The 13595-nt window shown below is 74.4% G+C and carries 1 protein-coding gene (only partly in view); it reads left to right on the top strand.

The features are described 5' to 3' along the window. Nucleotides 1-13595: part of a lonely Cys domain-containing protein coding region (locus OO67_RS22835; RefSeq protein ID WP_078598176.1), annotated on the top strand (this coding region is incomplete at its 5' end). Its footprint begins 18656 nt before the window's first position; the window shows 13595 of its 32251 annotated nt.

Below are 13595 nucleotides of genomic sequence, written 5' to 3'. Positions count from 1 at the left end.
TGCTGGCCGAGGCGGCACGTCGCTGGGAGACGGGGCCGCGCGGCCCCCTGACCGACTGGATCGCGCTGCCGCACCTGGTCCACATGCTGACGGACCTCGCCGCCACACCCCACCGCGAGAGCGTCGCCCGCAGCGTCCTGGGACTCGACGTCTCGGCGCCGGTGGGCGAGACCGAGTGGTCGCGGCTGCTGTGGGCCTCGCTCAAGGTCGCCATGGCGACCAGCCATGTGGACCCGGGCACGTTCGCAGCCGCCGTGCTGCACCTGCCCGCCCCCGACGCGGCGCGGTTCGGCGAAGCGGTCCTCGTGGCACGGCAGGCGGTCGCAGCCGGCCGCGACCCGTGGCAACTGAGTGAGGTGGCCGCCTACCAACTGGAGCAGCAGGGCGCGCTGGAGTCCGACCGGCTCCTGGCGGACGACGACGGCGACGCCTGGGGCAGGGCGCTGGACGGCACGTCCCGACCGCAGGGCACGTTCGACCACAGTGTCGTGACCCTGCTCGGGTACGCGCCCGACGGCTCACTCGTGCCCGTGGGCACCGAGCCCGCGCCCTGGGCGGCCGATCAGTACCGCCCCAGGCCCTTCGTGTACGTCGCCGACGGTGACGCCGGCGGACTGCGGATGCAGGGACCGGTGCCGCCCGGCGAGTTCGGTGAACTGGTCTTCAGGGACCCGGAGTTGCTGAACGAGGACGGGTACGCCGAGGTCATCGCGGTGGTGCCGCACGGCAGGCCTTCCGGCGGCATGCCTGTCGAGGGCAGCATCCCGGGTGAGGGCGCCCGGAACTCGGCCCGGAACTGGTGGGCCACCGACAGCGCCACCACGCTCCATCACGACCCGGCGACCGGCACCTACACCGTCGCGGTGCTGCCTGGACCGGACGGACAGCCGGCCACGGCGGGCGGCTGGGGGAGGACCATGGCCTCCCAGGGCGACAGCTCCGGCACCACGGCCACGGCGTCCAACGCGCGGTCCTCCCGTACGGCCGTTGCGGCCGACCCCACCACGGACCTCGACGCCGCCTGGGACGCACACGCACAGGCGCTGACCGCGCTCGGCGAGGCCGCCGCCGAAGCCACGACCACGGAGCGGGTCAGCGGTGACGAGACGGCGGTGGCGGACGCCTGGGCCGGGGTCGACGAGGCCCGCCGCCGGCTGGAGGACGCCGAGGCCCGGCTGTGGACCCTGGGCGTGGCTCCGGAGGCTCTGGGCGTGGCGCGGGGCGAAGGGGCCGACGCCGCTGCCACGGGCCCGGCCGTCCCGAGGGACGCCGGAGAACGGCGTTGGATCTCGGAGCAGGTGACCGAGGCCGACCTGCCGCCCGTCCCGGCGCGGCCCGCCGCGGAGGAGACCGTCGGCCTGCAGGAGATGGGCGCCGCGGGCGTCACACCCTCCGTCGGCCAGCGGACCGAGATGATGCTGCGCGGCGACGACCGGCTGCCCGCGGGCGCGCTGTCGCCGCTGGACCTGGCCCGGGTGCGGATGGCGCGGCCCGGCCCCTGGACGGACACCCTGGACGCGGTGGCCGCGAGCGCGTCGCGGCGGCTGTGGGCGCAGGCGTACGCCCGCTTCGCGGACTCGGCACCCGAGGGGACGGACGGGACCGTCATCACCCGTGCCTGGGACGCCGCGGTATCCCTCGTGCTGCCGGCGGAGCCGCACGAGGTCCTCGCCGACTCCCGGTACGCCGGTGACGGTTTCCGCGACGCGGTACGCCGGGTCGCAGGTCACCTGCTGGAAGAAGGGGTCGGCCCAGGGGCCGCACCGGCCTCCGCCACGGAACTGGCCGACACCCTCCGTTCCGGCCTGGGCCTGCGGCAGCGATGGACCGCGCCCGCCGCCGAACCGGGCCAGGCCACCGCGCCCGCCACGGATCCGGTGCCGGCGGCGCAGTCGGGGACCGACGCCGCCATGACCGACTTCGACCTGTCGATGGTGGACGCCATCGATCTGGGCCCGATCGATTTCGGTGACTTCGACATGTCGGCCTGGGACGACCTCGACTCCGGCCACTTCGACTTCGACTTCGACTTCGGTCCGACCGGAACAGGCCTTGCCGACCCGGACCTGACGGGTCCGGACGCGACCGACGTCGACATGACCGGTCTCGAACCCACCGGCCCGGACATGACCACGCTGGACACGGTTCCCGGCCGGCCGGTGTTCGCCGCGCCGGTGACCGCCGCGACCGCGCGGCCGCTCGCTCCCCTGCCCCGGCTGAGCCTCGTGACGTACGCCCAAGGGGAGACACGTCCCTCGGCCGGCGCGGAGGAGAGCGTCGAACGGCTGGCGTTCCAGGTGGCGGCTGCCGGTCTGCGTAATCTGCGTACGCGGGTGCCGCTGCCGAAGATCGACATCGCCGGGTACGGTGCCGACGCCCGCCAGGCCGGCACCGCGCAGCAGCGGGAACAGGCCGCCCGGCAGAGGGGTGACCGGCGCGCGCGGACCGCGCGTGACCTGTTCGTCCGGAAGCTCGACGACGCGCTGAGCACCCTCCAGACGAACCTGCCGGAAGGGCGGACGCGACTGTCCGCGAGGGACTTCAAGATCACGTCGCGCGGCCGTGCGCGTCTGCCCGGCCGGAACGGCACCGCTGCGATGTCCGACGCGGTGAGCCGCCCGGACCTCGGCCGGCAGGCCACCATCGCCCTCACCTCGCCGGGGCACGCGGCGGCGGCCGAGACCCTGGACGCGCTGCGCCGCGACGACAGCGCGCTGCGCGCCGGGGAGTTCGACATGGACGCGGTCACCCGGCGCGTCCGCCGCCTCGGCCCGTCCGTGCTCGTCGACCCGGAGATGCACCGGGCCCTGTACACGACGGTCGAGCGGGCGATCGCGGCCGGGCGGGCCGGCGGACTGGCTTCCCTCACGGCGTTCGCCCTGGAGGAGGAGGGCGTACTCGCCGCCGACCGTGCCCGGTACGTCACCATGGGAGCCGACCGGGTGGCGGGCCTGAACTGGGCCGGGTCCGAGGTCGCCGACATGGCGAGCCTCTTCGTGGACGACCTCCAGGAGGACCGGGCGGGCGGGCTCGCTCCGACCGGGATGACGGACTTCGTCCCCTGGGGATGGGACGTGACCCCGTACACCGTCCTCGCCGAGGGCGGCCACGACACGGTGACGGCGCTGCTGCCCGACGGAACGACGCGGGATCTCGATGTCGACGATTTCGTCGAACTGGTCGCGGCCGACCCGGGGCTGCGGGGCCTGCCGGCCACGGCCCCGATCGTGCTGGCCGTCCCGTTCACGGGCGACCGGTATCTGGAACTGCCGCGCAAGCTCGCGGAGCGCACCGGCCGCACGGTGTGGGCGCACAGCGGCCTGGCGCGGCGCACCCCCGATCCGGCGGCGGTGAACGCCGTCGCCGTGATCCAGCGGGACGGGATGCCCCACGGTTCGTGGGTCCCGGTCCGGCCCGGCCTGGTGCCCGACGTGGACGACAGCGCCCCGGACTGGCATCGCGACGTGCTGTCCCAGCCCATCGTGAGCGCGCGGACCGGGCAGCAGATCGGCCGCAGTCTGCACCACCCCGGCGAGCTCACCGAGTCGTCGCGCGAGGACAACTTCAACCGTCTCGACCAGATGACGCTGTACGTCCACTTCAACCGCGCCACCGGTACGTACTCCGCCAAGCTCCCGCTGGCCGACCCCGGACCGAAGGACAAGGCGTACCACCTGGCGGGCCACGGGCTGCCCGGCCACCTGATGCTGCCCCTGGCCGGCGGCGGGTCGAGGATGGCCGGCCGGCACGAGGCGGGGGAGTGGCTGCGACGCCGCAAGAGCCTGTCGAGCCTGCCCGACGACCACTGGATCGACATGGTGGTCTGCTACTCGTCGGCCCAGCAGGACAGCGCCGTGCAGGACCTCTCGCAGGTCGGTGATTCCTTCCCCGTACCGTTCGCCGCCGATCCGCTCTCGGACGACGCCCTGTCCCTGGGGCAGCACCTGGCGAACGTCACCAGGCGCACCGTCCGGCTGTCCCACGCCCTGCAGGGGGTCTTCACCTACCAGGACGACCCCGTGCGGGTGCTGTTCACCGACGCGAGCGGGCAGCAGTGGTGGTGGGACACCAGCCGTCCGGAGCCCGACGAGGCCGAGCTGGACCGGCTGGCGGCGACGGCCGGGTTCACGGGTGACCCGTCGCCGGGAAGCCGGGCCGAACTGCTGCGTCTGGTGCGGGCCCTGAAGCTGGTCCTGGGCCACGACGTGGAGGACGACGCCGACTTCGCGACCCTCATCCGCGGAGCCGGTGCGCTCACCAACATGTGGCACATCGATCCGCGTCTCGGCGGGACCGGCCCGTTCTCCCCGGACCTGCTGCGCCGGGTGATCGCCGCCCACCCGGAGGCCGCTTCCGGTGTGGACCGTCAGGTCACCCGCCGCGTACTGGCCGCGGCCGCACAGGCATGGAAGGACGGCCCCTCCCTGCCGGTCAGCGGGTTCGTCGCCCTGCCGGTGCTGCACTCCGCCGCCCGGTGGCTGCAGGACACCGTGGCGGTGGACGAGGCGGCCGTCGCCGCCCTGGGGCTCTCCGGTCCCGACGACGTGGGCGACGCCGAGCGGGCGCGGATGTTCTGGGCGCGCGTCAAGGCCGAGGAGACCCTGGCCGGCCCCGACGCCGACGCCCTCACCGCGAGAATCCGGCACCTCGACCCCGGCACCGAGGTGAACGGCACACTGCACGAGGAGACACTGACGGTGCTGACTCGCGGGTTCGCCGCGGGCCGGAACATGTCGGACCCGAACGTGGCCGCCGCGTACGACCTGGAGGCGCGTGGCGCCTTCGACCGGTCCTCGGTGTCCACGGCCATGGGGTCCGCCACGGGCGGCGGCCGCAACTGGGCGGACCTGTCGGCACCCCAGCCCGCACTGGCCGAATTCCGGACACCGGGCGGACTCACCGACGCCCCGTGGGCCGGACAGGACGTGTACGGCAAGGACAAGCCCGTCCCGCACCTGGTCCTGGCGGACGTGGGCTTCCAGGACGACGGCCGCGTCCAGGTGGGCTTCGACGGTGCCACCTACGAGGTGACTGCCGCGGAGTTCGCCGAACTGCTCGCCGCAGACGTGGAGTTGAGGCGAAAAGGGCTGGCCGTCCCCGTCCTTCTGATGCTGACCGGACTCGGCGGCCCGGCGCCCGGTGTCGCGGAGGTGATCGCCCAGCGGCTGGGCCGCGGAGTGTGGTGGAGCCCGTTCCCGGCGGATCTGTCCGGCAGGGACGACGCAGGCGTCGCGGTGCCCACGCTCGTCGACTCCCTGCTGACCCTGACCAGCCCGACGGTCGCCGACTGGCGGGAGGCCCGGCCCGTCGACCGGGCCGGGACCCAGGAGGGCCCGCGTGACGTCGAGCGGCCGCTGCCCGCGGCGCCCTCGTCCGGGGAGAGCTCCACGGCAGCAGCGACCTCCACCGTGAAGGCCCGCTCCTCGGCCGGAGACCCCATGCAGGGCGTGGAGATGACCTCGGTGCCGACGCCCACCACACCGGTGTACACGGCCCCGGCCGCTCCGCAGGCGGCCCGGCCGCTGCCGGTCCTGCCGACGCGCGCCCTGGTGGCGTACGGGCCCGGGGAGACGGCCCCGTCGGCGCAGGGAGCGGACACCCTGCGCCGGCTGGCGTCCCAGGTGGCCGCCGCCGGGCTGCGCAACCGGCGGGCCGGCGCGGCGCTGCCGCGCATGACCGTCACCGGCTACGGCGCCGACGCGCGCCGGACGGACAACTCGTCGCACGTCAGCGAGCAGGCCTCGGCGGCCAGGCGGCGCGCGCAGGCCGCCCGCACCCTGTTCGAGCGGCTGCTGGCCCGTGCGCTCGACGACCTCCAGAAGGACGGCCCGGCCGGCGAACCGCGTCTGACCGCCGGGGACTTCTCGATCGGGGCGAAGAGCCTGACACGGGTCCCCGGTGACTGGGTGGGCACGGGGGCGCTCGAGGGTGTGACCCGGGCCGCACTCGGCCGGCAGGCCACGATCGGCGTCTCCCAGTCGCCGGACGCGGCAGCCGTGCAGACGCTGGACACCCTGCGCCGCCGGGAGCCCTCGCTGCGCGACCGTCCGCTGGACGTGGACGCGCTCGCCCGCCGCGTACTGCACCTGGACTCCGACGCGAGCGCCGGGCCGGACGTTCGCGCGGAACTGTTCGCGCTGGTGGAACGGGCCACGGCGGCGGGCGCGGCGACGAGCCTCGCCGCACTGGGGGCCTTCCACCTCGCCGAGCTGGGCGTGCTGGCGCCGGGCCGCGCCCGCCACTTCACCGTCCAGGGACGTCGCGTACCGGGCCTCAACTGGGAGGACGACGCCGTCGCGGAGCTGGACACCGCCCAGGGCGACGTACTGGAGGACGCGCCGTCCGGCACGTACGACGTCCTCGACACGGCCCCGGCCCCCTGGCCGCAGGGCACGACCCCGTACGTCGTGGCCGCCGACGGAGGGCACGACCGGGTGGACGCACGGCTGCCGGACGACTCGACGCTTGAGCTGGACGTCGAGGAGTTCGTGGAACTGGTCGCGGCCGACGTGGCACGGGAAGGGCTCACGCGGGGCACACCGATCGTGCTGGCGATCCCCTTCGCCGGGGACGGCTACCTCGACCTGCCGCGCAAGCTGGCCGACCGCACCGGCCTGACGGTCTGGGCACACAGCGGCGAGGCGATGCTCAGCTCGGCCCCCGGCGCGGCGAGCACCATCGACACCGTCCGCCGTTCCGGCGTCCCCCAGGGCGACTGGATCGCGAGCGAGCCCGGCCTGGCGCCCGACCCCGACGACGAGGCACCGGACTGGCACCGCGACGTGGTCACCCGGCCCATCGTCAGCTCGCTGAGCGGGAAGCAGATCGGCCGTGCCTCGCACCACCCCGCCGAGTACGCGAAGCACTTCGAGGACGAGGGCCGCCAGCTCGACCGGATGACGACGTTCGTGCACCACTACCCGGCCACGGACGGTATGTCCCAGGAGTACGACCTGCCGCGTCCGGGCCCCGAGGACACCGCCTACCGCCTGGACATGCACGGCGAACCCGGCGTCCTCCAGCTGGCGCTGCGGGACGGCACCGTCCGGCTGGTCGACGAGCGGGAGGCCGGGCCGTGGCTCAAGCGCCGCAAGAGCCTGGCGAACCTGCCCGAGGACCACTGGGTCGACCTGGTGGTCTGCTGGAGCGGAGCGCCCAAGGACAGTGCGGTGCCGGCCCCGAACACCGCGGGCGACGCCTTCCCCGGCCCGTTCGTTCCCGACCCGCTGCGCGACGTGTCCATGGGACAGCACGTGGCGAACTCCACGGGACGCACCGTTCGCCTGGCCTACAGCTCGCAGGGGACGAGGTCGGACAACGGCCGTTACACCCGCACGCTGTTCGCCGACGCGCAGGGGCGCCACAGGGCCTGGGACCTGTTCCGGCCGGAGCCCGCGGGCCCCGGACTCGACCGCCTCGCCGGGGCCGCCGGGTTCGGCCCGGCCGACGGACCCCTCACGGAGGAGACGCGCGAGAGGACGCTGCGCCTGGTGCGGGCACTGCGGCTCACCTTCGGGCACGACGTGGACGACGCGCCCGACTACGACGGCCTGCTGCGCGGCGCGGCGGCGGTCGACCAGATGTGGCGTGCGGACTCCGACTTCGACACCGCCGGCCCGTTCACGCTGGACCTCCTGCGCCGGGTGGTCGAGGCGCACCCCGACGCCGCGTCCGGTGTGAACCAGGACGTCACCCGACGTGTACTGGCCGCCGCCGCCGAGCAGTGGTCGATGTGGCCGGGCGACCAGCTGGTGGGCTTCGTGGACCTCCCCGCCGTGGAGGCGGCCGCCCGGTGGATGCGGGACGCCGACCCCGAGGAGGAGGCGGCCACCGCCCTGGACATCGACGAGGACGCGGTCGGGGAGACCGAGCTGTCGCGCATCTTCTGGGCCCGGGTCAAGGCCGAGGAGACGCTGGACACCCGGGGCCCGGACCAGGACGCGTTCGTCGCGCAGGTCCTCCACCTGACGCCCGGCGCACGGCCGGGCCCCGACGAACTCGGGGAAGCGCTCGATCTGCTCACCCGCGCCTTCGCGGTGGGCCGCCAGGCGTCCGACCCGGACGTGGCGGCGGTGTACGAGCTGGAGGAGTCCGGGGTGTACGCCACGTCCGGTCTGCGCACGGTGCAGGGCGGCGCCCGCGGGCTCGGCCGCGACTTCACCGGCGGACAGCCGCAGTCGTACGTGGATCTGGCACAGTTCCGCACCTTCGCCGTGGTGGCGGACGCGCCGTGGACGCAGGGCGGGCGCACGCGGGTCCCGTACCTGGTGCGGGTCGCCCCCGACGCGTACGACCCGGAGCTCCTCCGGCTGACCTACGACGGGGAGACGGCCGCCGTGTCCCCCCGCGAGTTCGTGGAGCTGCTCGCGCACGACCCCATGCTGACGCGCAGGGAACTGACCACCCCCGTCGTCCTGGCGTTCACCGGACCGCCCGCCGACGCGGGCGACGTGGCCGAGCGGCTCGCCCAGCGGCTGGGCCGCACCGTGTGGTGGACCGACTTCCCGGCGGACCTGTCCGGCACCGGGGACTCCGGGCAGCCGGTGCTGACCATGCACCACTCGGCCGTCATGGGGGGTGTGCCGGGGGGCGGTGTCTGGCACGAGGCGCGCCCGGTCCAGTACGCCGCGCCCAAGGACGCGCCCCGCCCGCTGCCCGCGCCGGTGCCCCGGTCCACGGGACGGGGCGCCACGCACCCGGACCCGGCTGCGGACAGCGGGCCCCGGGGCTCCCTGACGCCACTCACGTCGCCGTCCGGCCCCGACTGGGCCTTCGCCCCGGGGACCGACACGGCGTCGGCCCCGGCCTCACCCGTCTCCTCCTCGGACACGTCCGGGTCGTGGTCCACGGACTCGCTTCCGCCCGTGGGAGCCGTCGATGCGGCCGTGGACCCGCTGTTGTCCGGCGACACGCTGATGAGCGACACCCAGGGCGCTCCGCGCGGGCGCGACTGGACCGGATCCGGCATCAGCAGCGTCGACGCCACGCGGATCCAGCTTCACGAACAGCGGGTCGGTGAGCTGCGGAGGGTCTCCGAGGAGGCCGCCCCTTGGGGGGAAGGCGCCTACGTGGTGGCGGCCGAGGGCGGCTACGACGAGGCGCTGTTCGCCGACGGCAGGGACCTGGGCCCGCAGGCGGTGGCCGACCTGCTGGCAGCCGATCCCGTACTCGCGTCGCTGCCGCTCGACGTCCCGGTCGTGCTGGCGAGCCCGTACGCGGGCGCCCAGTACGGCCAGTTGGCACGGGCCGTGGCGGAGCGGCTGGGCCGCAGGGTCTGGGCGCCCAGCGGCGACGGACGCCTCATGGGGCCCGAGACCGAGCCCCACACGGCCGCCGGGCCGGCCGTCCACGTGCTGTCGCTCGTCGACTCCGACCCCGGCGACGCGTACGGCGACTGGGTGCTCTTCGACCCGCCGTCGGCCGCGAACGGGCAGTCCGTGGACCGCGAATGGGTCACCGTGGACGGAATCCGGTTCCGGGACAGCGATGTGGACACCCGCCCGCTGGTCGGGGCGGACCACCGCTTCGAGGGCCGGGAGTCGATGCCCGACGACGGCCGCAGGCGGCTGCGGGAGCGGCGGCTGAGACTGTACCGGGGCATGCGGGAGCGCGCGCACGTCCTCCGCCTCGGCGACACCTTCCACACGGTCGGCACCGAGGAGACCGCCCCGGACCCCGAGGCCTCGGTCTACACCTTCCACGCCCACGGCGTACCCGGCGGGCTGAAGCTGGCCGGCAAGGACGGCCGGGTGCTGCTGCTCGGAGCCGAGGACGGCGGACGCTACATCGGCGGGCTGCCCGAGGTGGTCGAGCGGGCGGCCGGGGACGAACTGCACGTCGCCAGCTGCTACGGCGCCGTGGCGGGTGACCCGCTGCGCCCCCAGTCCCTCATCAGGCCCGCGCCGCTCGTCGAGGACCCCCTGGAGGAGGTCGCGCTCGCGCAGCACGCCGCCAACAGCAGCGGGCGCACCACCACCGCCGCCACCGGAAGGACCGGCTACAACGACACCACGCGGCTGCTCGCGGCGACGCCCGACGGCACCCTGGCACGCATGGAGACGTTCCTGCCCGAACCGGTGCTCTCGACGGCGGAGTTGAGCGAGGCCGCCGGCCTGCGCCCCCTCCCGCATCCCACGGGCCTTCCCGCCTGGGACGACGAGGGGCCGCGCGCCCTGAGGCTGGTACGGGCGCTGAAGCAGGTCTTCGGCAACGAGGTGGAGGCCGACCGGGGTGTGCCTGGCGGCCGTTACGAGCGGCTGCTGCGCGGGATCGGCGCACTGGAGACGCTGCGGGCGAACGACCCGGCGCTGAGCGCGCTCACCCCGCTGCGCATGGAGCTGTGGCAGCTCCTCGCGTCGCCTCCCGACGGGAACGACCCGGGACCGGCCGACTTCGAGGCCGTGCTCGACAGCGCCCTGGCCGCACCACGGGACGTGGCGCTCACCGACGTATGGGACGCGCCCGCGCTGCGGGACGCGCTGGACAGGATCGCCTCAGGTGGCGACGCCGCAGTGCGGGCGGTGCTGCGGATGCCCGCCGGTCCACTCACGCCGCGTGAGTACGCCCGCGCACTGTGGGCGATGACCGGCGCCTCACAGCTGCTGGACGCCAGGACACCCGCGCGACGGGAGGAACTGGGGCGTGCGGCGCTCCACCTGCCCGCCGAGGCCGGGTGGGACGCGTCCACGGAGGCCCGGCTGAGGGAGCTGACCGAACAGGCCTTCGCCACCGGGCGGAACTCCGGCCACCCGGGTGAACTCGCCGTCTTCCACCTGGAGACGCTGGGGGCGTTCGCCGACGAGGGCCGCATCCGCACGCCCGGCGGCCTCCTCCAGGGCCGCAACTGGGGGCCCACGCCGACCCCCGGAGGGCTGGAGCCCTCCCGCCTGTACGCCGACAGGACCGGCACCGCCGGGAACACCGGCTCGCTGGAGTTCGCCCCGTGGACCCAGCAGGGCGCCGCCGCTCCGTACTTCGTGTACGCGGACACGACGGACGCCGGTGCGGTGGTCCTGCGACTGCCGGGCGGCACCGTGCAGGTCACCTCGCAGGAGTTCTTCGCACTGCTGGAATCCGACCCGGAGCTGCCGCTGATCGACCATCACCGCCCCCTTGCCCTGCTGGTGCCCGGTATCGGAACGGGGCAGCTGCGCGCACAGCAGGGCTTCTCCCTCACGAACGACCGGACCGTATGGAGCTACGACGGCGCGCTCACGGTGTCCGAGGGAGGCACGACGCGGCCGGGCGTCGTGACGGCTCTCGCTGCGGACGCGGGGCGGCCCGGCGTCTGGCACCGGACCGTCCCGCGGATGCCGTCCGCCGATCCGTCCGTCGCTCCGGGCACGGTGAACACCGCGGGGACCGCTGAGTGGAGCGCCGGCACCGCGCCCGCCGCCGACACGGCCTCGGCGGGGCAGCAGGCCCTGCCCTATTCGGCGGACGGGCAGTTCGACGGGCGGTACGAGGAGACGCTGGAGGCGTTCCCCGTGGCCGTCGCGACCGACCGGCACACCGTGTGGGGCTACGGCCAGGACGATCCGGACCTCCACGTGTTCGTGGCCGAGATTCCGTCGCTCGGACTGCGCGGCGAGTACAACCCCGACGGCCCGTCCGCCGGTGGTGTCACGGACATGGCCGGGCGGGTGTACTCCAAGGGTCCGGCCTGGGACTGGTACCTGCCCGGTCGTGGACTCGTCGCCTCTTCCCGTCTGTTGACGGACCAGGGCGCCGAGCCCGTACCTGTCGGCTGGCCCGCCACCGGGCCGGTGAGCCCGACCCCGCCCGTCGACCCGGCCGTCGTCGCGGCCGACCCGGCCGCGCTGGCAGGCAGCACGCTCCCCGACGCGCTGTGGCGTGACCACGAGGGCCCGCTGTTCCGCTTCAGTCCTGACGGTCCCGAGCAGGTCTTCCGCGAAGGGCTCAAGCCGTACGGGCCCGAGATGGTGCACCTCGTCGACCACGTCTACGGCGGCAGCGCCCTGGTTCCGAACACCGTCTTCGCGAGCGCGACCGCGAACCGTGACTACGTGCGCGACAGCGCCCGCGCGAACCCGATGGGGGCGGACGCGCTGCACCGCCGTTACCGCTGGCGCTACGACATGCAGGTCCCCGGCGGCATCGACGTGAACGCCACTCTGGGGCTGGCCTCGCCCTTCCCCGACCAGGAGGAGGTGCTCTTCCCCGGGGGCATCCACCGCCGGTACATCCGTGGCGTGCAACCGATGGCGTACGGCATGCCGGTCGGGCCGTACGTCCCCAACCCGTACTTCGCGCCGCACACCGGAAGCGGCGGGGCGTCCGTCGTGGACGCGGACTTCGCCGGCCCGGTGCTCGAATCGTTCCCGGCCCTGTCCCTGGATTCGGACCCGGACGACGATCCGCGGCCGTTGTTGTCGAGGGACGACCACTCCGACTCGGACGACGACCCGGCGCCGTTGCCGCGAAGGCGGGAACCGTCCACGGACCGTGAGGGCACCCCGGTGCCCGGGAACTCCCGAGGAGGCACCGAGCGGGATGACTCCTCGGAGCCCGACGAGCAGGCCGGGCAACTCGACGCGCCCTCCTGGGCCCTGGCCCGCGTCCGCTACGCGCAGGAGGCCCTGTACTTCGAGCAGCGGCTCGCCGCGTACCTGGGAGACGACCAGCAGGTCAACGACGAGTTCGGCAAGGTCGTGCGGGCGTTCTGGGCGATCGCCCTGCACAACCGCACGGACTACCGGCAGTTCGGCAGCAGAAGCGGCGAGGACGCCGGAGCCGTCGGGACCTCGTACGAGAAACTCGCGAGAGTCGTGGAGTCCGGCAACCTGCGTGAACGGGTGACGTTCCTGTTCAACGGCGTGGCGAGGGACCTCGTCCCGTACCTGATGGGAGGTGTAGAGCCGCAGCATCCGGTGATCGGGCTGGAGCGCCGTGACCGGCACCGGAGCGAGCAGCTCAGGCGTTACGAGCGCGAGCGTGCCGAACTCCTCGCGGCGGGCCTGGACCCCGAGGACGAGGAACAGGAGATGGACGAGCTGGACGCGCTTCTGCGGACACCCCTGCGGCCCCACGAGGTCTGGCCCGCGCTGAGCCCGGCCGAGCGGCGCCTGGCGGTCCGGGAGGGGACGCTGCTCTGGTCGCCCGCCGGGCTGACGCACACGCTGCCGATGGCCGCGGACTTCCAGGCGCGTTCCGAGGACTCCGGTGGCCTCGTGCTGACCGGCACTTCGGGCAGCGCCTACCGGATCATCACGCACGTGGCCCGGCTCACCCGGCTCGCGGGCGTGCCCGTGGACCTCGGTCTCATCAGGTCCGGACTGGTGAGCATCCTGGTGGGTGTGGGCCACCACAGCTTCCACGAGGTGATGACCGGAGCCCAGCACGCCCTGGACGAGTTCGACCGCTCGGCGGCGTCGGTCTACGTGAACAACTGGGGCCGGTACTGGGACGTCCACCCGCTGTCCGAGGAGGAACTGCGGGCCTACGTCGCCCGCGAAGGGCTGTTCCCGGACGAGCACGCCCGCGCGCTGCTGGCCGAGTTGGAGGCCGGGCGGGCGGAGGAGTCCGGGAAGGCCGCCGGAGCGGGGGCGGGGAGCGACGACCGTGCGCACGGGTGA

Origin of the sequence: Streptomyces atroolivaceus (assembly GCF_000717025.1) — a bacterium.
GTDB classification, from domain to species: Bacteria; Actinomycetota; Actinomycetes; order Streptomycetales; family Streptomycetaceae; genus Streptomyces; species Streptomyces atroolivaceus.
The sequence above is the reverse complement of the archived record's forward strand: the minus strand, read 5'-3'. Positions and strand labels throughout refer to the sequence as shown.